The sequence below is a fragment of the Enterobacter cloacae genome (assembly GCF_011078175.1).
Classification (GTDB): Bacteria; Pseudomonadota; Gammaproteobacteria; order Enterobacterales; family Enterobacteriaceae; genus Enterobacter; species Enterobacter cloacae_Q.
This window is the reverse complement of the sequence record NZ_JAALCJ010000004.1, coordinates 331,239-351,267: the sequence shown is the minus strand read 5'-3', so window position 1 is coordinate 351,267 and position 20,029 is coordinate 331,239. Positions and strand designations below refer to the sequence as shown.

24 protein-coding genes are annotated in these 20,029 nt (G+C 52.8%); 12 read left to right on the top strand and 12 right to left on the bottom strand.

Features of this window, described 5'->3' with window-relative positions; translation table 11 throughout:
* The first annotated feature begins 30 nt into the window (after positions 1–30).
* From G6Q29_RS11415 to G6Q29_RS11405, 3 genes are all read left to right on the top strand, one after another.
* A complete protein-coding gene (locus tag G6Q29_RS11415; RefSeq protein WP_165465770.1) occupies positions 31–768 on the top strand; it encodes a phosphatase in 738 nt (245 codons plus the stop codon).
* Between the two features lie 19 nt (positions 769–787).
* On the top strand, positions 788–1,342 hold the full coding sequence (locus tag G6Q29_RS11410; protein WP_165465684.1) for a TorD/DmsD family molecular chaperone: 555 nt from the start codon (positions 788–790) through the stop codon (positions 1,340–1,342).
* Positions 1,343–1,438: 96 nt separating this feature from the next.
* Positions 1,439–1,921 carry a DUF1097 domain-containing protein gene (locus G6Q29_RS11405; protein WP_165465683.1) on the top strand — a complete coding sequence of 161 codons (483 nt, stop codon included), beginning with the start codon at positions 1,439–1,441 and terminating at the stop codon, positions 1,919–1,921.
* A gap of 43 nt (positions 1,922–1,964) precedes the next feature.
* Here the strand turns inward: G6Q29_RS11405 and csgG are convergent, their stop codons facing one another.
* Genes csgG through csgD form a run of 4 tightly spaced genes read right to left on the bottom strand, consistent with a single transcriptional unit; the run spans position 1,965 to position 4,312 of the window.
* Positions 1,965–2,798: a curli production assembly/transport protein CsgG gene (gene csgG / locus G6Q29_RS11400; protein ID WP_003858055.1), complete on the bottom strand. Its 834-nt coding sequence runs from the start codon at positions 2,796–2,798 to the stop codon at positions 1,965–1,967.
* 26 nt (positions 2,799–2,824) lie between these two features.
* Positions 2,825–3,241, bottom strand: a complete 417-nt coding sequence (csgF, locus tag G6Q29_RS11395; protein WP_006809295.1) for a curli production assembly/transport protein CsgF — start codon at positions 3,239–3,241, stop codon at positions 2,825–2,827.
* Between the two features lie 26 nt (positions 3,242–3,267).
* On the bottom strand, positions 3,268–3,657 hold the full coding sequence (csgE, locus tag G6Q29_RS11390; protein WP_165465682.1) for a curli production assembly/transport protein CsgE: 390 nt from the start codon (positions 3,655–3,657) through the stop codon (positions 3,268–3,270).
* Positions 3,658–3,661: 4 nt separating this feature from the next.
* The gene (gene csgD, locus G6Q29_RS11385) at positions 3,662–4,312 is read right to left on the bottom strand and encodes a biofilm master transcriptional regulator CsgD (RefSeq protein WP_165465681.1); all 651 of its coding nucleotides are present in this window, start codon (positions 4,310–4,312) and stop codon (positions 3,662–3,664) included.
* Positions 4,313–5,056: 744 nt separating this feature from the next.
* On the opposite strand from csgD, the gene csgB reads away from it, so the two are divergent.
* From csgB to ymdB, 5 genes are all read left to right on the top strand, one after another.
* Positions 5,057–5,512 (top strand): curli minor subunit CsgB, encoded by a 456-nt coding sequence (csgB, locus tag G6Q29_RS11380; protein WP_165465680.1) that lies wholly within the window; start codon positions 5,057–5,059, stop codon positions 5,510–5,512.
* Between the two features lie 39 nt (positions 5,513–5,551).
* A complete protein-coding gene (gene csgA, locus G6Q29_RS11375; RefSeq protein WP_003858043.1) occupies positions 5,552–6,007 on the top strand; it encodes a curli major subunit CsgA in 456 nt (151 codons plus the stop codon).
* Between the two features lie 56 nt (positions 6,008–6,063).
* On the top strand, positions 6,064–6,396 hold the full coding sequence (gene csgC / locus G6Q29_RS11370; protein ID WP_165465679.1) for a curli assembly chaperone CsgC: 333 nt from the start codon (positions 6,064–6,066) through the stop codon (positions 6,394–6,396).
* A gap of 153 nt (positions 6,397–6,549) precedes the next feature.
* The gene (locus G6Q29_RS11365; RefSeq protein ID WP_003858038.1) at positions 6,550–6,870 is read left to right on the top strand and encodes a type 1 fimbrial protein; all 321 of its coding nucleotides are present in this window, start codon (positions 6,550–6,552) and stop codon (positions 6,868–6,870) included.
* Between the two features lie 80 nt (positions 6,871–6,950).
* Positions 6,951–7,487 carry an O-acetyl-ADP-ribose deacetylase gene (gene ymdB / locus G6Q29_RS11360; RefSeq protein ID WP_165465678.1) on the top strand — a complete coding sequence of 179 codons (537 nt, stop codon included), beginning with the start codon at positions 6,951–6,953 and terminating at the stop codon, positions 7,485–7,487.
* Positions 7,488–7,528: 41 nt separating this feature from the next.
* Here the strand turns inward: ymdB and mdoC are convergent, their stop codons facing one another.
* Complete coding sequence (gene mdoC / locus G6Q29_RS11355; protein ID WP_165465677.1) at positions 7,529–8,668, bottom strand: glucans biosynthesis protein MdoC; 1,140 nt, start codon at positions 8,666–8,668, stop codon at positions 7,529–7,531.
* 255 nt (positions 8,669–8,923) lie between these two features.
* Here mdoC and mdoG point away from each other — a divergent pair, with 255 nt between their 5' ends.
* The 3 genes from mdoG (at position 8,924) to G6Q29_RS11340 (ending at position 13,289) form a co-directional block, all read left to right on the top strand.
* Positions 8,924–10,477: a glucans biosynthesis protein MdoG gene (gene mdoG / locus G6Q29_RS11350; RefSeq protein ID WP_165465676.1), complete on the top strand. Its 1,554-nt coding sequence runs from the start codon at positions 8,924–8,926 to the stop codon at positions 10,475–10,477.
* Positions 10,470–12,998 carry a glucans biosynthesis glucosyltransferase MdoH gene (gene mdoH, locus G6Q29_RS11345; RefSeq protein WP_003858032.1) on the top strand — a complete coding sequence of 843 codons (2,529 nt, stop codon included), beginning with the start codon at positions 10,470–10,472 and terminating at the stop codon, positions 12,996–12,998. Before mdoG ends, mdoH begins: the two co-directional genes overlap by 8 nt.
* Before the next feature lie 63 nt (positions 12,999–13,061).
* A complete protein-coding gene (locus tag G6Q29_RS11340) occupies positions 13,062–13,289 on the top strand; it encodes a YceK/YidQ family lipoprotein (protein WP_165465675.1) in 228 nt (75 codons plus the stop codon).
* Between the two features lie 7 nt (positions 13,290–13,296).
* Here G6Q29_RS11340 and G6Q29_RS11335 read toward each other — a convergent pair whose 3' ends face one another.
* The 3 genes from G6Q29_RS11335 to G6Q29_RS11325 all read right to left on the bottom strand — a co-directional run bounded on the left by G6Q29_RS11335 (position 13,297) and on the right by G6Q29_RS11325 (position 16,054).
* On the bottom strand, positions 13,297–13,671 hold the full coding sequence (locus G6Q29_RS11335; protein ID WP_003858026.1) for a MysB family protein: 375 nt from the start codon (positions 13,669–13,671) through the stop codon (positions 13,297–13,299).
* A gap of 79 nt (positions 13,672–13,750) precedes the next feature.
* Positions 13,751–14,986, bottom strand: coding sequence for a multidrug efflux MFS transporter MdtG (gene mdtG, locus G6Q29_RS11330; RefSeq protein ID WP_165465674.1), 1,236 nt, complete (start codon positions 14,984–14,986; stop codon positions 13,751–13,753).
* A 141-nt stretch (positions 14,987–15,127) separates the two neighbouring features.
* Positions 15,128–16,054: a Kdo(2)-lipid IV(A) acyltransferase gene (locus G6Q29_RS11325; protein ID WP_165465673.1), complete on the bottom strand. Its 927-nt coding sequence runs from the start codon at positions 16,052–16,054 to the stop codon at positions 15,128–15,130.
* A gap of 218 nt (positions 16,055–16,272) precedes the next feature.
* Between G6Q29_RS11325 and G6Q29_RS11320 the strand changes: the two genes are divergently transcribed.
* Positions 16,273–17,322: a rhodanese-related sulfurtransferase gene (locus G6Q29_RS11320; RefSeq protein ID WP_165465672.1), complete on the top strand. Its 1,050-nt coding sequence runs from the start codon at positions 16,273–16,275 to the stop codon at positions 17,320–17,322.
* A gap of 38 nt (positions 17,323–17,360) precedes the next feature.
* On the opposite strand, the gene G6Q29_RS11315 is transcribed toward G6Q29_RS11320, so the two are convergent.
* The 4 genes from G6Q29_RS11315 to solA form a co-directional block, all read right to left on the bottom strand.
* Positions 17,361–17,939 carry a YceI family protein gene (locus tag G6Q29_RS11315; protein ID WP_017384744.1) on the bottom strand — a complete coding sequence of 193 codons (579 nt, stop codon included), beginning with the start codon at positions 17,937–17,939 and terminating at the stop codon, positions 17,361–17,363.
* Position 17,940: 1 nt separating this feature from the next.
* Positions 17,941–18,507 carry a cytochrome b gene (locus G6Q29_RS11310; protein WP_165465671.1) on the bottom strand — a complete coding sequence of 189 codons (567 nt, stop codon included), beginning with the start codon at positions 18,505–18,507 and terminating at the stop codon, positions 17,941–17,943.
* A gap of 226 nt (positions 18,508–18,733) precedes the next feature.
* The gene (locus G6Q29_RS11305; protein ID WP_063449457.1) at positions 18,734–18,847 is read right to left on the bottom strand and encodes a YceO family protein; all 114 of its coding nucleotides are present in this window, start codon (positions 18,845–18,847) and stop codon (positions 18,734–18,736) included.
* A gap of 50 nt (positions 18,848–18,897) precedes the next feature.
* Positions 18,898–20,016: an N-methyl-L-tryptophan oxidase gene (gene solA, locus G6Q29_RS11300; protein ID WP_165465670.1), complete on the bottom strand. Its 1,119-nt coding sequence runs from the start codon at positions 20,014–20,016 to the stop codon at positions 18,898–18,900.
* Positions 20,017–20,029 lie beyond the last annotated feature (13 nt).

The window sequence follows — 20,029 nt, the reverse complement described above, 5'->3', positions numbered from 1 at the left end:
TCCTTTGGAAAAACCGCAGAGGAGAGAATGATGTATCCCGTTGACCTGCATATGCACACCGTCGCCAGTACCCACGCTTACAGTAACCTCCATGATTATATCGCTCAGGCGAAGCTGAAAGGCATTAAGCTGTTCGCGATAACCGATCACGGTCCGGATATGGCGGATGCGCCGCACTACTGGCATTTTGTGAATATGCGTATCTGGCCACGCCTGGTGGACGGTATCGGGATACTGCGCGGCATCGAGGCGAACATCAAAAATACTGACGGTGAAATTGACTGTACGGGCCCGATGCTGACCTCGTTAGATCTGATCCTCGCGGGCTTCCACGAGCCGGTCTTTGCGCCCCAGAATAAGGAGACCAACACCGCGGCGATGATTGCCACCATTGCCAGCGGCAACGTGCACATTATCAGCCACCCGGGAAATCCTAAATACCCGATTGATATTCAGGCCGTGGCGCAGGCGGCAGCGAAGCACCGCGTGGCGCTGGAGATTAACAACTCCTCCTTTGTTCACTCGCGTAAGGGCAGTGAAGCCAACTGCCGCGAAGTGGCGGCGGCCGTGCGTGACGCGGGCGGCATGGTGGCGCTGGGCTCTGATTCACACACGGCCTTCACGCTGGGTGATTTCAGCGAGTGCCTGAAAATATTGCGGGACGTGAATTTCCCGGAAGAACAGATCCTGAACGTCACGCCGCGCCGTATGCTCGACTTCCTTGAGTCGCGCGGCATGGCGCCGATTGATGAATTTGCCGATCTTTAATTAATAACGGAATAAAAACATGAATGAGTTTTCCATCCTTTGCCGCGTGCTGGGCACCCTATATTACCGCCAGCCGCAGGATCCGCTGCTGGTTCCGCTGTTTACCCTGATTCGTGAAGGTAAACTGGCGCAGAGCTGGCCGCTGGAACAGGATGAATTGCTGGAGCGCTTGCAAAAAAGCTGCGATATGCAGCAGATTTCAACGGATTACAACGCGCTGTTCGTGGGGGAAGAGTGTCGCGTGTCGCCGTATCGTTCTGCCTGGCAGGAAGGTGCGACCGAAGCGGAAGTACGGGCGTTTCTTTCGGAACGCGGCATGCCGCTGACGGATATGCCTGCCGATCATATCGGTACCCTGCTGCTGGCAGCCTCCTGGATTGAAGATAATGCAGGTGATGATGAGAACGAAGCGATTGAAACCCTCTTCGAAACATATCTGCTACCGTGGGTTGGCACCTTCCTGGGCAAAGTTGAAGCCCATGCCGCCTCGCCATTCTGGAGAACGCTGGCTCCGCTGACGCGTGACGCTATCGCTGCCATGTGGGACGAGCTGGAAGAAGAGAATGAAGAGTGATTTGAATCACAAAAATTCTGCAACGATACATTTCAACTTGCACGTAATGTGCTTCTGATCTCATTTCTAAGGTGCGCATCTGCTAAGATGCGCACCATGAACATATTACTTTGTATTGCAATCACGACTGGCATCCTCTCCGGCCTCTGGGGTTGGGTGGCTGTATCTCTCGGCTTATTGAGCTGGGCCGGTTTTCTTGGCTGCACGGCCTATTTCGCCTGCCCGCAGGGTGGCCTCAAAGGGCTGTTTATTTCAGGCTGCACGTTACTGAGTGGCGTGGTCTGGGCGCTGGTCATTATGAAAGGCAGCGCGCTGGCGCCGCATGTGGAAATCCTGGGGTACGTCATGACCGGTATTGTGGCCTTTCTGATGTGCATTCAGGCAAAACATCTGCTGTTGTCCTTTGTGCCCGGCACGTTTATGGGTGCCTGCGCGGCCTTTGCAGGGCAGGGTGACTGGAAGCTGGTGGTCCCTTCGCTCATGCTGGGATTACTGTTTGGCTACGCCATGAAGAACAGCGGTCTCTGGCTTGCGGCCCGGCGCGAGAAGAGCCAGAGCGTTCCAGCAGTAAGTAAATAAAAAAAGGCGAGACGGAAATCTCGCCTTTTTTGTGCGCCGCCGATTATGACTCCGGCGGCACCGACATCTCACGGTATTTCACCAGCACCGCATTACTCACGTCACTTTTATTCTGAAGATCCCACAAGCCGCGATCGATACCGTCATTAATCAGGAAAATCACGCCGGTTTCGATGGCCGACATCAAACACAGCATGACCGGCTCGTTAGAGGTATAGCCAATTTCACCCTCCAGCAGACGCTGGTAATCGATAAAGCGGAATACCCCGGCCTGCACTTCATAAGAGAGAATCGTTTTGCTGGTGGTCACGGAGGATAATATCTCACCCGTGCTCACGTTAACCACGCGCAGGTTGACGGCTATCTGATCCAGCTGATACTGCGTGTCGGCCCCGATGCCAAAGTAACGCGCACCCGCGCCGCCCGATTTCACGTTACTTTCGTAGCCGATAATCGAGCCTTCCACCATGATATTGGCTGCGGTGAGAGACTGTAGCGGCATGCGGTTATTGACGCCAACGGTACCATTCTCCTGCGCGGCACGAATGATTTTTCGTTCGTTAAGCAGGTTTTGCAGCCCCTGACGTTCCAGCGGGATAAACCAGCGAGAATCTTTCAGGGCGGTAACCAGCATCGCGGTGGCGCTCTGCGGCACGGCCGTCGAGAAATTACTGGCCGGATACGGTTTGAACTGGCCCGTCTCATCCTGAATGTTATAGACCGAGACGAAGATCTTGCCGGTAGGAACCGGCAGGTGCGTCAGATCCCGATAGCTCTGGGCACGGGGCATTAAGGTGGGTTTAGCGGCTTCTTTTGGCGGGGCAGTTAAACAACCGCTTAATAAGCACACTGCAACTAAAATAAAAAAGCGCTGCATGATAATTGTCCTTATTTTGGGGTTGTTTAGAAATCAGTTGAACTGGTTTGCAAACCGGAAACCTGGATGGTCGAGGTTCTACCGGTTTTTCGGTCTGTCACATTTAACTGAAGCTGCCCGTCTTTATTGGCAATATCGACGATAAAGTCGTTAGTGACCATCCGGCCGGGTTTTCCGGTATTAATATTGGTTAATAAGCCACCTAATATTTGCGACTGAATGGCCTGAGTGAAATTATCCAGTGCTGACGGGGTCTCGATACCGAAATCATCGTCATAGCTGGGATCTTTATAGGAGTTTTGAGCCTGAGCCTGGTTAAGCATAAAGGCTCCGTTATTCGGGTTGCCGCCAAAGTTAGGGTTGCGGAACTGGAATGTCATATTTCCGGCCCAGCTCAACGGCGCAATGAGCATTAACGAAATCACTGTGTGTGCGAGACGCATTACAGCCTCCGAAATAGGTGTCGTTGCTAGAACTCATCTTTTGCTAAATCGCCTGTGCTCAAAAGGGCTTTGTCCAACTGTAGGCGGTTAATAGCTTCTTCTGTTTGTGCCAGTGCGAAAGCGACGTTCTGGTCGAAGTCCCTTTTCGTTGGGAATAAAAAAGTCTGGTAAATAACGTCCTGATTAGCGGTTATTGTGATCCAGCTTCCCCACCGCGCACTGGGCCGTTCGTTGATGGTTAAGTTACCCGGATAATCGCTTTCCCACTTATCGCTGAAGGCACGATAAAAATCGTGTCCGACAGAGGTGACGGTGTGGTCGGTCAACAGTCCGGGAACTTCCACCTCAACAGCCTGAAGATTTCCGGCAGCAAGCATAATGCCCGCGGCGGTAATCCAACTTAGGGTGCGTTTCATGCTATTAACGCCTGAGGTTATCGTTTGCCCACGACACCGCCTGCGTGCGATTTTTAACAGCTATCTTTTTGAAAAGATTATAAAGATGCGTCTTAACCGTATTTTCGCTGATAAATAACGAACGGGCGATTTCAATATTTGAAGCACCAATACGCAGTTTGTTCAGGATCTCTTTCTCACGGTGCGTCAGAAGTGCCGATTCTGTACTGTTATAGCGGTAATTTCCGGAGTGGGTTATGAGGTAGCTGGCCAGCTTTTGCGAAAAATAACACTCCCCCCGCAATATGCCCTGTAACCCCTCCACGACACGGTTTTCTTCCTCAGTGACGTAAAACACGCCGTTGATATGCGGCCAGCTCTCAATGTCGCGGAAAGGATACTCATCAGGAGTATTCAATAATAACACGCGGATATTACTGTTTTTCCTGCTTAAATTAACTTGCCAGTAATGGATAAGTTTTTTATCCGCTTCCATCATATCGAGAAGAATGATGCTGCCAGGAGCGATATCATCAAAAGAACGTTGAATATTGTGCAGTTTTCCGTTAAGCGACAGACATTGCTTTAAATGTTGCAATAACGCTGTCGCTTGTAAGGAAGGTTTTGTAATCAACAATAGTGTATGACCGGGTAAGCTATGGAATTCATTAAACATGATGAAACCCCACGTTATTGATGACACCCAGCAGCTGCCCTTCGTAATATGTAAAGGGCACCAGAAGTACTGACAGGTGTGGTATTGCTGTGTGTAGTTAAAACCCCCTCCCAAAAGGAGGCGGTAAATTTAAAAAACAAATAACGTACTGCTGTTTTCAATCTAGCTATTGCAAACTTTAAAGCAAGTGTTAATCATGTAACATAATGTAAAATTCGATATTAAGTTGTGTATTTTGCAGGGCTAATAGATTTCAAGATAATGGGAAAGTTGTACAGGTGTATAAACGTGCACAGATTTTAAAAACCATGCAATATATTATAATTAATTGAATTATTTGTCTTTTTATTATTGTAAGCCAGACGGTAAAAAGTATGAACTCTGCTAAAAACATAAGACTTCCCTAAGCCAGAATTTTTTCTTAAGAAAACTTGCTTCGTGTCACGCGCGTGGCAAAGGGCATTGTCCTTTTTGTCTGAAGAAGCCGGTACAGGTTGGACAGCCTGTCTCGCTGCTGTACAAGCGCAGGAAGACATTTTTGGTTTCTACTTTAAGCGTGTGTCGCGTCGTTTCAGGCGAGATTTACGACTTTGAGGTGAAGGAGAATATAAAAATAAGGCGCACGGGTGAGATATTAAACATGTATCGGCAGACATACTCTTTTCCGTAACGCGGCGTTAACAAAACGAATCGCGTTAACGGAATAAGGAATACCTTTTTTACAGCCAGGTCCAGGGTGACAGCATGAAAAACAAAACGTTGTTTATGATGTTTACATTACTGGGTTCGCCTGGGTTTGTCATCGCAGGTGATTCAGATTTAGCCAGTGCTGAATATAATTTTGCGATAAATGAATTAAGTCAAGCTTCATACAATCAGGCAGCCATTATTGGTCAACAGGGCTCAGGAAATAATGCTGATGTCCGCCAGGGCGGTTCTAAATTACTGTCCGTTATTTCCCAGGAGGGCGGAAATAACCGAGCGAATGTTGGTCAGTCAGGGACGTATAACCTTGCTTATATCGATCAGACCGGCAACGGCAACGATGCGAGTATTAAGCAGGGCGCTTTTGGCAACACCGCCCTGATTATCCAGAAAGGCTCGGGTAACAGGGCGAATATAACGCAGTATGGTACGCAGAAAACAGCAATCGTAGTACAGAGACAGTCGCAAATGGCTATTCGCGTTATTCAACGCTAGCGATGTGTGACGCCTTAATCAATCCGATGGGGGTTTACCATGAAACTTTTCAAAGTGGCAGTTATTGCAGCAATCGTAGTTTCTGGCAGTGCTTTCGCAGGTGCGGTACCACAATTTGGCGGCGGCCACGGTGGTGGCTGGGGTGGCGGCAATAACGGCCCTGACTCAACCCTGAGCATTTACCAGTACGGCGGCGGTAACTCCGCGCTTGCTTTGCAGACGGACGCGCGAGATTCTGAATTGACCATTACCCAGCACGGTGGCGGTAACGGCGCAGATGTTGGCCAGGGCTCTGATGACAGTTCTATCGATCTGCTGCAAAAAGGCTTTGGTAACAGCGCCACCATCGACCAGTGGAATAGCAAAGACTCTGTTATCAACGTGAAACAGTTCGGCGGCGGCAACGGCGCGGCGGTAGACCAGACAGCGTCCGGCTCAACGGTGACTGTGCACCAGGTTGGCTTCGGCAACAACGCGACCGCACACCAGTACTGATTCATTTCTGTACCAAAAAACAGGGCATGCGCCCTGTTTTTTTTCGGGAGGATCTCATGAGCACATTCATTCTCCTTGCCGCGCTTGCCAGCCAGATAACGTTCAGCGCCTCACAGCAGGCAAATATGACAACCATTATTCCTCAGGTCACTCTGGCAGACGCCTGCGAATGTCAGGTTGAGGTGTTATCTGTCCGACAGGGGCAGGGGGGACAAAGTACATCGCGGCAGAAAAATACTCTTTTTATACCCGCTAATCAGCCGATTGATTTAACGCGAATCAGTTTTAATATTCGCTCAGGGGATGCGGTAAAAATAATTGTCACCGTTTCCGATGGAAAATCGCTTCATTTATCACAACAGTGGAACGCACCGACAGATACGCTTTAAACATTCATGAAATCAATGAGTTAATAAAGTGGCGGCGCTGCACAATTACGCTATGCTGATATCAAGAACCCAGCACTCGGGTTGCTTGATTTGATATGTCATAACGGAGCGTTTTTACACCTCAAGGACGAATTTCATTGAGGAGTACAAATAATGTTCAAATCCGCAGCGTGTATTATTTCTGGTCTGGGACTGATCCTGTCCTCTTTTTTTTCTCCGGCATATTCAGCAACTATAGAAAATGGTGGGGTGATTCATTTTCGTGGCGCGGTGGTCGCTGATCCGTGCGAAGTCACTCCCCGGCATCAGCAGTTTGCAATCTCCTGTCCGGAAAATAACCGTATGAAAACGCATACCATCAGTTATGACGAGGCGCTCCGGGGCCATCATCCTCATTCAGCTCTGGCCGCTGTCAGCATGAAATACCTGAATGAGCAGAAAACGCTGGCGGTCGTTCAGGTGGATTACCGCTAACCGACGTTTTTTTCGCGGCAGTTTTTCTCCTTCTTCCTCTGCGATACACTGATGAAAAAGGCGGGTTGCAGAGGGTGTTTATGAGACCGCAAATCGACGTTATTCATGGCGATATTACGACGGTGCACGTTGACGTGATCGTCAACGCAGCCAACTCCTCCCTGATGGGTGGGGGCGGGGTGGACGGTGCCATTCACCGTGCCGCAGGGCCTCAACTCCTTGAAGCATGCAAAACCGTGCGTCAGCAGCAGGGAGAGTGCCCGCCGGGGCATGCTGTTATTACGCTTGCGGGCGATCTCCCCGCCAAAGCGGTGATCCACACTGTTGGACCCGTCTGGCACGGTGGCGACCGCCATGAGGCTGAGATTCTGGAGCAGGCGTATCGTAACTGCCTGCGGCTTGCGGCGGATAACGGGTATAAGACCATGGCGTTTCCCGCTATCAGCACGGGGGTTTACGGTTATCCAAAGGAAGCGGCAGCTACGATCGCCGTGAATACCGTTTATCACTACCTTTCCCTCAAACCCATGCCGGAAAAAGTGACTTTCGTCTGTTTCGATGAGCAAACTGCCGACCTGTATCAGCGGATTTTGACCGAGCGTAGCCAGGCATTTTGATGCCTGAAATGCAAAAACGGCGCCCTGGAGGCGCCGTTTTGTTATCCCGCTTTAACCTGAGGTTTGCCTGAGAACAGGAAACGCAAAAGCGGGATCCGCAGGTGTATTTCATACAACACGATGGCAATGCCAACCACAAAGACCAGGCCGGTGAAGAAGCCCAGCGCATTCGAGGCGATATGCGGCGTAATGTACGCCCCGAAAAACAGCGTCAGCGGATGGTGAACCAGGTAGATAAACAGCGAAGCATTAACGAAATAGGTGACGCGGCTGGATTTAAAATTCAGCAGACGATGGCCAAGGGCGAACACCACGTTAACCATCCACAGGCCCATCAGCATCGTTATCACGCTCTCCGTCTCATACATCCACGCGTCGCCGCTGCCGTAGCGTTGATTGAGAAGATAGGCGGCAAAGGCCAGCGCTGCACCCACTGCACACCAGGGGGAGGGGGTGGTAAACAGCGCTTTAAGCCGGGGATGAATAAATGCCAGTGCCCCGATCAGGAAGAAGGGAATGTAGAACAGCGTCTGCATTACCACGAAATTAAACAGCCCATCGCTCAGAATGGGAGGGTAGACAATAAACAGGGTACGCCTGACGGCGGCATACGCGACCCCCAGCGCAAGAAACAGCAGCGACAGCTTGCCCAGGGTGATGTTGGCGAAGAAGGTGGAGGATGCGCTACTCGCGCGCTGGCGCAGCTGGCTGAAGATCAGCAAACTCACCGTGGTGAGCACCACCAGTACCAGCAGGAACCAGAGGTGCGAGATCAGCTCCCAGACCAGGGTGTTGTATTTCTCATAGAAGGAGAGATTCGGCCAGTTTTCCGCCTTGCCTTTAACATGCTGCAACATGATGAACTGCGGCAGCGTCAGCAGCGGAATGGCCGTCAACATCGGTATGCCCACGCGCTCCACGCGCACTTTCCACCACCGCTTGAGGGGATAGCGCAAGAAGAGCATGTAAGAGAAATAGCCGGAAATGACAAAAAACACCTGCATGCGGAAGGCATGGATAAAATCATTAAACAGCGTAAGCCACCAGGAGGGCATCTGACTGTTCACGTGCCAGGTGTGGCTGGAATAGATCAGTGAAATATGAAAAGGGATCCCCAATAGCATGAGCCATGCGCGGATCGAGTCGAGGAAATATTCACGTTGTACAGGGGTTGTGCTCATATAACTTTGCGCATTCTCAGACTTTTCACCTTATCCCTAAGGCTCATAATGGTTACATTCGGAGCCAACCCTACACCAAGACCGACACCCTGTCTCCAGGATAAGCACGCAAAGTGAAAAGCGGGTTCTTTCATTTGCTTAATCCATGAGCCAGCGAGCTGAACAAAGCAGTGATAATGTTGTCGGATTGCCTGAGTTTCCATTAAAATGGATCGGATCGATATAAGCACACAAAGGGGGAAGTGCTTACTTATTATGAAACATAAACCACAAATGATGAAAATGCGTTGGTTGGGTGTAGCAGTGCTGTTGTCACTGTATACCTCATCTGCACTGGCCTTTAACATCGATGATGTCGCAAAACAGGCTAAATCGATGGCGGGCAAGAGCTATGAAGCGCCAAAAAGTAACCTGCCCTCCGTTTTCCGCGACATGAAATACGCGGACTATCAGCAGATCCAGTTTAATCACGATAAAGCGTACTGGAACAATATTAAAACCCCGTTCAAGCTTGAATTTTACCACCAGGGTATGTACTTCGACACGCCGGTTGCCATCAATGAAGTGACGGCGACCGCGGTACGTAAAATCAAGTACAGCCCGGATTATTTCAATTTTGGCGATGTGCAGCACGATAAAGACACGGTGAAAGACCTCGGCTTCGCTGGCTTCAAGGTGCTTTACCCGATTAACAGCAAAGATAAAAACGACGAAATCGTCAGCATGCTTGGCGCCAGCTACTTCCGCGTGATTGGCGCGGGGCAGGTGTACGGGCTTTCTGCGCGCGGTCTGGCAATTGATACCGCGCTGCCATCAGGTGAAGAGTTTCCACGTTTTCGCGAGTTCTGGATCGAACGTCCAAAACCCACCGACAAACGCCTGACAATTTATGCGCTGCTGGACTCCCCTCGTGCGACAGGCGCTTATCGCTTCGTGATCATGCCAGGGCGTGACACGGTGGTTGACGTACAGTCTAAAGTTTACCTGCGCGACAAAGTGGGCAAACTGGGCGTCGCGCCGCTGACCAGCATGTTCCTGTTCGGGCCGAACCAGCCGTCTCCGGCGACCAACTTCCGTCCTGAACTGCATGATTCCAACGGTCTTTCCATTCATGCGGATAATGGCGAATGGATCTGGCGTCCGCTGAACAACCCGAAACACCTCGCCGTCAGCAGCTTTGCGATGGAAAACCCGCAGGGCTTTGGTCTGCTGCAACGTGGCCGTCAGTTCTCCCGCTTTGAAGATCTGGATGACCGCTACGATCTGCGTCCAAGCGCCTGGGTTACGCCGAAAGGCGACTGGGGTAAAGGCAAAGTTGAGCTGGTTGAAATTCCAACTAACGATGAAACCAACGATAACATCGTAGCGTACTGGACACCGGATCAGCTGCCGGAAGCCGGTAAAGAGATGAACTTCAAGTATGCGATCACCTTCAGCCGTGACGAAGACAAACTGCACGCACCGGATAACGCGTACGTGATGCAAACGCGGCGTTCGACGGGTGACGTGAAGCAGTCCAATCTGATTCGTCAGCCGGATGGCACGCTGGCATTTATCGTGGATTTCGCCGGGCAGGATATGAAAAAACTGGCGCCGGATACTGCCGTGACGGCACAGGCCAGCATTGGCGATAACGGTGAAATCGTTGAGAACGCCGTGCGGTACAATCCGGTCACCAAAGGGTGGCGTCTGACACTGCGCGTGAAGGTGAAAGATCCGAAACAGACCACTGAAATGCGCGCCGCGCTGGTCAGTAACGATAAGCCGCTGAGTGAAACCTGGAGCTATCAGCTACCTGCCAATGAATAATACATCTGAATATATTGATGCCATGCCGCTGACGGACATTGAAAAAGCGGCACTCCCAGCGAGCGACATCCGCGCGGTTCACACCGCGCTGGATGGTGAACATCGTCACTTTTCCCGTGATGATGATACGCCGCTGGGGTCAGTGAAGGCACGTCTGGAGCAGGCATGGCCGGACTCGCTGGCAGAAGGGCAGTTAATCAAGGATGACGAAGGGCGTGACCAGCTACAGGCGATGCCGAAGGCCACGCGTTCCTCCATGTTCCCCGATCCGTGGCGCACCAACCCGGTGGGCCGCTTCTGGGATCGCCTGCGTGGGCGAGACGTGACGCCGCGCTATCTGTCACGTCTGACCAAAGAACAGCAGGCCTCCGAGCAGAAATGGCGTACCGTAGGCACGATTCGTCGTTACATTCTGCTGCTGCTGACGCTGGCGCAGACGGTTGTCGCCACCTGGTACATGAAAACCATTCTGCCGTACCAGGGCTGGGCGTTGATCAACCCTGCCGACATGATTGGCCAGGATATCTGGGTCTCCTTCATGCAGCTGCTGCCGTATATTTTACAGAGCGGCATCCTTCTGCTGTTCGCCGTGCTGTTCTGTTGGGTCTCGGCCGGGTTCTGGACAGCGCTAATGGGCTTCCTGCAACTGCTGATGGGGCGTGACAAATACAGTATTTCGGCGTCTACGGTTGGGGATGAACCCCTCAACCCTGAGCACCGTACCGCGCTGATCATGCCTATCTGTAACGAAGACGTTGACCGCGTATTCGCAGGGCTGCGCGCTACCTGGGAGTCTGTAAAGGCGACCGGTAATGCAGCGCATTTCGACGTCTATATCTTGAGCGACAGCTACAACCCGGACATCTGCGTGGCAGAGCAAAAAGCCTGGATGGAGCTGATTGCCGAAGTGCAGGGCGAAGGGCAGATCTTCTACCGTCGTCGTCGTCGTCGTGTGAAGCGTAAGAGCGGGAACATTGATGACTTCTGTCGTCGCTGGGGTAATCAGTACAGCTACATGGTGGTACTGGATGCGGACTCCGTGATGAGCGGCGACTGCCTGAGTGGGCTGGTCCGTTTGATGGAGGCCAACCCGAATGCGGGTATTATTCAGTCCTCGCCAAAAGCGTCCGGTATGGACACGCTGTATGCGCGCTGCCAGCAGTTTGCGACCCGCGTCTACGGGCCGCTGTTTACTGCCGGTCTACACTTCTGGCAGTTGGGAGAATCTCACTACTGGGGCCACAACGCCATCATCCGCGTGAAGCCATTCATCGAGCACTGCGCCCTGGCGCCGCTGCCGGGTGAAGGGTCGTTTGCCGGGTCCATTCTGTCGCATGACTTTGTGGAAGCCGCGCTGATGCGTCGTGCAGGGTGGGGCGTCTGGATTGCCTACGATCTGCCTGGCTCGTATGAAGAGCTTCCGCCGAACCTGCTGGATGAGCTCAAACGCGACCGCCGCTGGTGTCACGGTAACCTGATGAACTTCCGCCTGTTCCTGGTGAAAGGGATGCACCCTGTTCACCGGGCGGTGTTCCTGACGGGCGTTATGTCCTATCTGTCTGCGCCGCTGTGGTTTATGTTCCTCGCGCTCTCGACCGCATTGCAGGTTGTGCATGCCCTGACGGAGCCGCAGTACTTCCTGCAACCGCGCCAGCTGTTCCCGGTGTGGCCGCAGTGGCGTCCGGAGCTGGCGATAGCGCTGTTCGCGTCGACCATGGTGCTGCTGTTCCTGCCTAAGCTGCTCAGTATCATTCTGATCTGGTGCAAAGGTTCGAAGGAGTACGGTGGTTTCTGCCGCGTGACTCTCTCCCTGCTGCTGGAAGTGCTGTTCTCGGTCCTGCTTGCGCCGGTGCGTATGCTGTTCCATACGGTGTTTGTGGTGAGCGCGTTCCTGGGATGGGAAGTGGTGTGGAATTCACCGCAGCGTGACGATGACTCTACGCCGTGGAGTGAAGCCTTTATGCGCCACGGCTCTCAGCTGCTGCTGGGCCTGGTGTGGGCCGTGGGTATGGCCTGGCTGGATCTGCGATTCCTGTTCTGGCTGGCGCCAATCGTCTTCTCGCTGATCCTGTCGCCGTTTGTGTCGGTGATCTCCAGCCGTTCCACGGTGGGCCTGCGTACCAAACGCTGGAAGCTGTTCCTGATTCCGGAAGAGTATTCTCCGCCGCAGGTGCTGGTGGATACCGATACCTATCTGGAGCAGAACCGCAAACGCACGCTGGATGATGGCTTTATGCATGCCGTGTTTAACCCGTCATTCAACGCGCTGGCAACCGCGATGGCGACTGCGCGTCACCGCGCCAGCCAGGTGCTGGAGATCGCCCGCGATCGCCACGTTGAGCAGGCGCTGAACGAGACGCCAGAAAAGCTTAACCGCGACCGTCGTCTGGTGCTGTTGAGCGATCCGGTGACGATGGCACGGCTTCACTACCGCGTGTGGTCCTCTCCGGAGAGATACTCTTCGTGGGTGAACTACTACAAGGACGTGAAGCTCAATCCGCTGGCCCTGAAGGCGAAGTAACGCTTCTTTGCCCGCCAAATAAAATACCGGCTTAAGCGCCGGTATTTTTTTAGAGGTTTAACAATGAAAGTCGTCATTGTAATCATGATGGCATGCCTGCTCAGCGGCTGCGGCAGCATTATCAGCCGCACCATCCCCGGGCAGGGCCACGGGAATCAGTACTACCCCGGCGTACAGTGGGATATCCGTGATTCCGCATGGCGCTATCTCACCGTGCTCGATCTGCCGTTTTCGCTGATTTTCGACACGCTACTGCTGCCCATCGATGCCAGCCACGGCCCCTACGAGTAGCGGTGACTTATCGCTCGTCCCATTCGTCCGCTGCGGCCTGACCCTCTTCGGTATCCAGCGGCGGTTCGAGCTGAAACTCACCTTCGTCCCATTCGTGCAGCGTATTTTCTTCCAGCCACTCCTGACGTAACTCAATTTCGTCATAGTCGCCGTCGAATACCGCCTGCGCACCTTCACCACTCAGTATCGGCAGACATTCACCATCTTCACCTTCATCAGCAAAGAATTCGGCCTGCCACATAATATCGCCGTCCTGGAGGACGTATTTTTGGATATTGAGTTGTTGCACGTCAGCATCTTCTTCCTCAATGCCGGGATTATCGGCGAGGAACTCTTCGCGAGCGGCATCAATTGCTTCTTCCAGCGTGGCGTACATGGTCATTGGTGTCTCCCTGTTTTTCGTGAAGGTATTCAGGGAAAGAATAGCTGATTATATGATTTTGCAAGTATGAATGCGTAAATTAGCCGTCACGATGTGGTCTTATTCGCGCCGGGCGTAGCGCCCGGGATAAGCTGAGCCACGAATAAACGGCGTTGAACAGCACGACGCCTGCCGTCACGATAAAGACCGCCCGGAAACCGAAACTGGCCGAAATTCCCGCGCCGACCAGCGGTCCGGTGACGTTACCCAGATCGCGAAACGACTGGTTATAGCTGAAAATACGACCGGCTATCTGGTTGGTGGAGTTATAGACCAGCAGCGTCTGTACGGCCGGGAGTAGCGCACCATCCGCAGCCCCCAGCAGGAAGCGCAGGACGCCGAGCTGCCACGGAGACTGCACCATCGCCATGGGGATCAGAAGCAGGACGGAGACGATCAGGGCGCAGATCAGGATTTTTTCCGGGCCGATACGGTCTCCCAGCTTGCCAAGCCTCGGCGCGCTCAGTAGCGCCGCCACGCCGGGAACAGAGGCGATCAGGCCGCTGATAAAGGCGATATTGCTGGCGTTGCCGGCCAGGTCGCGTACATAGAGCGTCAGTATAGGCGCGATTGAACCGGTGGCCACCTGGATAATCATGGTGGTGACAAACAGGCTCAGCACCAGCTTTGGGTTTTTCAGCGAGGCCAGCACATCCCGGGCGTGCAGCATCTCTTTTTTGGCCACGGGCGTGAAATTCTCGCGGATACAGATAAGCGTCACCAGGAAGCAGAGGAATAGCACGCTGGCGGTAATGAAGAATACCGGCCGCAGTCCGTAGTGGTCGGCCAGCAGCCCGCCCGCCAGCGGGCCCAGCAGCGCGCCGCTTACGCCGCCAGTGGAGAGCGTGCCCAACGCCCATCCGCTTTTCTGGCGCGGTATTTGGGTGGCGATCAGGGCGTTGGCGTTAGGGATAAATCCCCCGAGCAGGCCCAGGAACGCGCGTAATATCAGGAACTGCCAGACGTTCTGCGCCACCCCCATCAGCAGCATAATGATCGCCATGCCGAGCGCAGAGCGCAGCAGCATAATCTTGCGGCCTTTGCGATCCGCCAGCCCACCCCAGAAGGGCGACGCAATGGCGGAGAACAGGAACGTAATGCTGAACACCAGCCCGGACCACATATTCAGTGCGCTATGGCCGGTGACGCCGAGCTGTTCAACGTAGAGGGGCAGGAAGGGCATCACCAGGCTAAAGGCAGCGCCAGTGAGAAAACAACCCAGCCACGCAACCGTCAGGTTACGTTTCCAGTTTATGGGAGCATCTGTGGGGGACATAACTATCCGCATAATGAGGTGCAGGGCACCGTGAACAGTGAGGTAATAAGCCTGCTAATTATGCGCCCAGGGTATGATTGCCGCAATGACGGGGAGCTTTTAAAGCTAAAACAACATGCGGCCCGGAAGGCCGCATGCAGATTAATACCGGGAAGGAACGCCCTGAGGCCGGGTTTTGAAGCGGCGATGCAGCCACATATACTGCTCCGGGGCGAGCATAATGCATTTCTCGACAATGCCGTTCATCCAGCGCGCGGTGGTTTCTGCATCAATCAGCGGCGGCGCGAGTTCCGGCTCCAGCATGATGAGCTGATAGCCTGAACCGTCTGGTTTACGGCGCGGCACAAACGGCACGATAGCCGCTTTGGACATTCGCGCCAGCATCCAGGTCCCGGTGGTCGTCGCGGCATCTTCCACCGCAAAGAACGGGACAAACACGCTGGATTGCGGGCCATAGTCATGATCCGGGGCATACCAGACGACTTCACCTGATTTCAGGGCGCGGATCATTCCTTTCAGGTCTTTGCGATCGATCATGCTTTTATTGGAGCGCATGCGCCCGTTGGTCTGGATCAAATCGATCACCGGATTATCGTTAGGACGATAAACGCCAATACCCGGCGCCTGCATGCCGAACATGCGCGCGCCAATTTCGAGCGTCAGGAAATGAACGCCAATCAGCAGAACGCCAGTCTGGTTGGCCTGGAGATTATGCACAGGATCCATGCCGGTTCCGGCCACTTCCGTCCAGCGCGCCATGCGCTTATCCGACCAGAACCAGGCCATACCGGTCTCCATCAGCCCCATGCCGACAGATTCGAAGTTTTTAACCACCATGTCGTGGCGCTCAGATTCGCTCATCTGAGGAAAGCAAAGCTCAAGGTTGCGATACGCGATCCTGGCGCGACGCTTCATAAACTGCTGAGCAATGCGGCCCAGCCCTTTACCCATGCGGAAGATGACGGGATAAGGCAGCTGTACAATTAGCCACAACAAGCCAATGCCTGACCATGTTAACCAATAGCGGGGATGCAAAAGCGCGGCAGTAAATTTCGGTAACTGGGTCATGTCTGTCCTGTGTTCTAACGTCCTGAAGGGCTATTGTCTCATTTTTTAAGGCATAGCCAAAATGTCTGTCATCGAAACATGAAAGAATATGCAAATGTTAAGTCTGATTAATCAGGTTGACTGAAATGTAGCGTAAATTGTGTGGATGTAAATTGTCTTTGTTTGCTATATCATGCCGACCGATTTTTAATTCTCAACGATTGCAGGACTTGTACACCATGCCAGTGTTACACAACCGCGTTTCGAATGAGATGTTGAAAGCGCGTATGTTGGCCGAAACCGAACCGCGCACAACGATCTCTTTCTATAAGTATTTCACCATCGACGATCCACAGGCGACCCGCGATGCGCTTTACCAGGCTTTCACCGCCCTGAACGTGTTTGGTCGCGTCTATCTCGCGCGTGAGGGGATTAACGCGCAGATCAGCGTGCCTGAAAGCAAGGTCAGCGCCTTCCGCGATCTCCTCTACGGATTTGATCCGGCGCTTAACGGCTTACGCCTGAACATTGCGCTGGATGATGACGGCAAATCATTCTGGGTGCTGCGCATGAAGGTGCGTGAGCGCATTGTGGCGGATGGTATTGAGGATCCGAGCTTTAATGCTGCTAATGTGGGGGAGTACCTCAAGGCCGCTGAAGTGAACGCGATGCTTGACGATCCGGATGCGGTGTTCATCGATATGCGTAACCACTACGAATATGAAGTGGGGCACTTCGAAAATGCGATGGAAATTCCTGCCGATACCTTCCGCGAACAACTGCCGAAAGCCGTTGAGATGATGCAGGAGCATAAAGACAAAAAGATCGTTATGTACTGTACCGGGGGGATCCGCTGCGAAAAAGCCAGCGCCTGGATGAAGCACAACGGTTTTAATAAAGTCTGGCACATTGAGGGTGGGATCATTGAATATGCCCGCCGCGCTCGCGAGCAGGGTTTACCGGTGCGTTTTATCGGTAAGAACTTTGTTTTTGATGAGCGTATGGGCGAGCGCATTTCAGAGGACGTGATCGCGCACTGCCACCAGTGCGGTACGCCGTGCGACACGCATACCAACTGCAAAAACGACGGGTGTCATCTGCTGTTTATTCAGTGCCCTGCATGTGCCGAGAAGTTTAATGGCTGCTGTAGCGAGCTGTGCAGTGAAGAGAGTATCTTGCCAGAAGAAGAGCAACGTCGCCGCCGTGCCGGGCGCGAGAACGGGAACAAGATCTTTAATAAATCCCGGGGCCGGCTGAATACCAAACTGGGTATTCCTGACCCGGAGTAAAACAATGCCCGGCGGCTCACAAGCCTGCCGGGCCTGTTTTATGACTTCTGCTGAACGCCTTCCACCGAAATAATCAGCTCTACATCCTGCGATGCCGGGCCTAAATCCGTGGTGATATTAAAATCTTTCAGATGAATTTTGCCTGCGGCTTCAAAGCCAGCACGTTTGCCACCCCACGGATCGTCGCCCTGTCCAATTAATTTGGCATCCAGTGTGACCGGTTTTGTTACGCCGTTCAGCGTCAGATTACCGGTAATCGCGAGCTTATCGCCGTCTTTCTTCACCTCTGTCGACGCGAAAGTAGCTTGCGGGAATTTGCCCACGTTCAGGAATTCAGCGCTGCGCAGATGTTTATCACGCTCGGCGTGATTAGTGTCGACGCTGTTAGTATTAATGGTGACGTTCACTTTATCGGCAGCAGGGTTTTTCTCGTCGAAAGTAAATGTGCCATCGAAATCATTGAACGTGCCATATAACCAGCTGTAACCCAGATGCTGAATACGGAAATTGACGAAGGCATGCTGGCCTTCCTTATCAATTTTATAGTCAGCGGCAATGGCCGAACCGGTGGTAAATAGCAGCGAACCTAATGCGATACCCAACAGGCGTTTTTTCATTTTATGCTCCAGAGTCAACTGACGAACGGCCAAGCATGCGCTTCAGCGTATCGTCTTTATCAATAAAGTGGTGTTTCAGGGCCGCAAGGCCGTGCAGGACAGAGAGGATCACTACGCTCCATGCCAGCCACAGATGAACCACACCTGCGGTGTCAGCCTGTGAACCGGCGTCAGCCAGCGTGGCTGGGACGTCAAAAAGCCCAAACACGCTGATAGGTTTGCCGTCTGCGGTCGAAATGAGATAGCCGCTGATCAGAATGGCGAACAGCAGGGCATAGAGTGCGATATGCGCGCTAACAGCGCTTAAGCGGGTAAGTCGTCCATGGCTTTTGGGCGCTGGAGGGGGCGGAGAAATATGTCGCCAGATCACGCGAAAAACCAGACCCATCATCAGAAGAACCCCGATGCTCTTGTGCAATTCGGGGGCCTGATGATACCAACCGTCATAATAGCTTAATGTCACCATCCAGAGGCCGAGACCAAACATGGCATAGACGGCAAGTGCAAATAGCCAGTGTAAACACATGGATATTATTCCGTAGCGACGGGAGGAGTTACGCCATTGCATATGAATTTCCGTTCTCAAATGACTGAGCAATAAAAATGGACGGGTTAAATAAATAATGCAACTGAAAAAAATGAATAATGTTTTTTATTTAATTTATTTCAGCGAATTTGAATGTGTTTCCGCAATGTATTTCAATCGCTTCGTTCAATAAATTTGAGGTGACTTTTTTTAAAAAATATAAGTTAAATAAATTTAAAGGAGTGTCAATAAACGTCAGCGAGGATTTTCAGAAGAATACAATATAGATAACGTCAACGATCGCCAGCAGCGACCAAAGAACAATGTAGAGCATGAAATGCTCGCGGATGTTATTGATAAGGTAATTCACCAGTCTGCGCATCTCGTCCCTCTCCCTAAACAGGCTCCGGTTATTCGGAGCCTGTAGCGGTATTATCGGTTAAAGCGCGAGAGCGCGAAGGGCTTGAGATCAAACGAAGGCGTGATGCCTTGAGCAAACTGGGCGGCGATTTCACCTAACACCGAGGCAAATTTAAACCCGTGACCGCTGAGCCCGGTTACAAGCAGGGTATTGTCGTGTCCGGGCAGGGTATCGATGATGAAGTCTTCATCCGGCGTGTTGTCGTAGGTGCACGCTGCGCCGTAAAGCAACCCGCCTACGCCCGGTAGGATATTACGCAGGAACGTGAAGGCTTCGGAACCATCCTGCGGATAAGCGCCGTACGGCTTGCGCTCTTCAGACGAGGAAATTAACTGTCCACCGTTATGTTTGCCAATCTTGAGCGCGTCTTTTTCAGAGGGGAAACCGTAGAATTGATCGCCATTGGGTAATTCGCCTGTAAACGCCGGGAATTTGTTCTGGCTGCTGTAACGCCCGTCAGACTGAAACCAGGAGAAGACTTTGCGGACCGGCTGAATGGGCAGTTCCGGCAGCAGTTTCGTCACCCACGTTCCCGCACTTACCAGCAGGCGCGTAGCGGTATATTCACCCTCAGACGTGGTGACGGTTGAACCGTCTGCATGGTGAGAGATGCCCGTGACCGGACAGTTGAACAACTGCGCACAGCCCGCTTTGGCGGCGAGATCGATCCATGTTTTAATGGCCGTTTCGCTGTGCAGTACCCCGGAATTGGCTTCAAACAATCCAATGTAATCTCCAGGGACAGAAATTTCCGGCCAGCGCGCCATAATGCCGTTCGCATCCAGACGCTCAACGTCCAGGCGGTAGGCTTTCGCGCTCTCCTCGACGTTCGCCAGAAACGTGGAGTTGGCAGGCCCCAGGTTAACGATCCCGGTGCGCTCAAAAATGCGCTCTTCGGTGAGTGCCGCCAGTTCATCCCACAGCGTCTGAGCCCGAAGCACCAACGGTACATAGCGTTCACCTTCACCGTAAGCGTGACGGATCAGACGGGTATCGCCGTGATGGCTGCCTTCAGAGTGGGGGGGAAGGTGGGCGTCAATCATCAGCACATTCAGACCCGCCTGCGTTGCGTAATAACCGGCGGCAGATCCTACGGAGCCGCTTCCGATAATGATCAAATCGTATTTCATAGGCTTCTCTTTA

Excerpts from the sequence above, each read along its gene's own strand:
- G6Q29_RS11415 (WP_165465770.1), top strand. The coding sequence starts at position 31 with ATGTATCCCGTTGACCTGCATATGCACACCGTCGCCAGTACCCACGCT.
- G6Q29_RS11410 (WP_165465684.1), top strand. The coding sequence starts at position 788 with ATGAATGAGTTTTCCATCCTTTGCCGCGTGCTGGGCACCCTATATTAC.
- G6Q29_RS11405 (WP_165465683.1), top strand. The coding sequence starts at position 1,439 with ATGAACATATTACTTTGTATTGCAATCACGACTGGCATCCTCTCCGGC.
- csgG (WP_003858055.1), bottom strand. The coding sequence starts at position 2,798 with ATGCAGCGCTTTTTTATTTTAGTTGCAGTGTGCTTATTAAGCGGTTGT.
- csgF (WP_006809295.1), bottom strand. The coding sequence starts at position 3,241 with ATGCGTCTCGCACACACAGTGATTTCGTTAATGCTCATTGCGCCGTTG.
- csgE (WP_165465682.1), bottom strand. The coding sequence starts at position 3,657 with ATGAAACGCACCCTAAGTTGGATTACCGCCGCGGGCATTATGCTTGCT.
- csgD (WP_165465681.1), bottom strand. The coding sequence starts at position 4,312 with ATGTTTAATGAATTCCATAGCTTACCCGGTCATACACTATTGTTGATT.
- csgB (WP_165465680.1), top strand. The coding sequence starts at position 5,057 with ATGAAAAACAAAACGTTGTTTATGATGTTTACATTACTGGGTTCGCCT.
- csgA (WP_003858043.1), top strand. The coding sequence starts at position 5,552 with ATGAAACTTTTCAAAGTGGCAGTTATTGCAGCAATCGTAGTTTCTGGC.
- csgC (WP_165465679.1), top strand. The coding sequence starts at position 6,064 with ATGAGCACATTCATTCTCCTTGCCGCGCTTGCCAGCCAGATAACGTTC.
- G6Q29_RS11365 (WP_003858038.1), top strand. The coding sequence starts at position 6,550 with ATGTTCAAATCCGCAGCGTGTATTATTTCTGGTCTGGGACTGATCCTG.
- ymdB (WP_165465678.1), top strand. The coding sequence starts at position 6,951 with ATGAGACCGCAAATCGACGTTATTCATGGCGATATTACGACGGTGCAC.
- mdoC (WP_165465677.1), bottom strand. The coding sequence starts at position 8,668 with ATGAGCACAACCCCTGTACAACGTGAATATTTCCTCGACTCGATCCGC.
- mdoG (WP_165465676.1), top strand. The coding sequence starts at position 8,924 with ATGAAACATAAACCACAAATGATGAAAATGCGTTGGTTGGGTGTAGCA.
- mdoH (WP_003858032.1), top strand. The coding sequence starts at position 10,470 with ATGAATAATACATCTGAATATATTGATGCCATGCCGCTGACGGACATT.
- G6Q29_RS11340 (WP_165465675.1), top strand. The coding sequence starts at position 13,062 with ATGAAAGTCGTCATTGTAATCATGATGGCATGCCTGCTCAGCGGCTGC.
- G6Q29_RS11335 (WP_003858026.1), bottom strand. The coding sequence starts at position 13,671 with ATGACCATGTACGCCACGCTGGAAGAAGCAATTGATGCCGCTCGCGAA.
- mdtG (WP_165465674.1), bottom strand. The coding sequence starts at position 14,986 with ATGTCCCCCACAGATGCTCCCATAAACTGGAAACGTAACCTGACGGTT.
- G6Q29_RS11325 (WP_165465673.1), bottom strand. The coding sequence starts at position 16,054 with ATGACCCAGTTACCGAAATTTACTGCCGCGCTTTTGCATCCCCGCTAT.
- G6Q29_RS11320 (WP_165465672.1), top strand. The coding sequence starts at position 16,273 with ATGCCAGTGTTACACAACCGCGTTTCGAATGAGATGTTGAAAGCGCGT.
- G6Q29_RS11315 (WP_017384744.1), bottom strand. The coding sequence starts at position 17,939 with ATGAAAAAACGCCTGTTGGGTATCGCATTAGGTTCGCTGCTATTTACC.
- G6Q29_RS11310 (WP_165465671.1), bottom strand. The coding sequence starts at position 18,507 with ATGCAATGGCGTAACTCCTCCCGTCGCTACGGAATAATATCCATGTGT.
- G6Q29_RS11305 (WP_063449457.1), bottom strand. The coding sequence starts at position 18,847 with ATGCGCAGACTGGTGAATTACCTTATCAATAACATCCGCGAGCATTTC.
- solA (WP_165465670.1), bottom strand. The coding sequence starts at position 20,016 with ATGAAATACGATTTGATCATTATCGGAAGCGGCTCCGTAGGATCTGCC.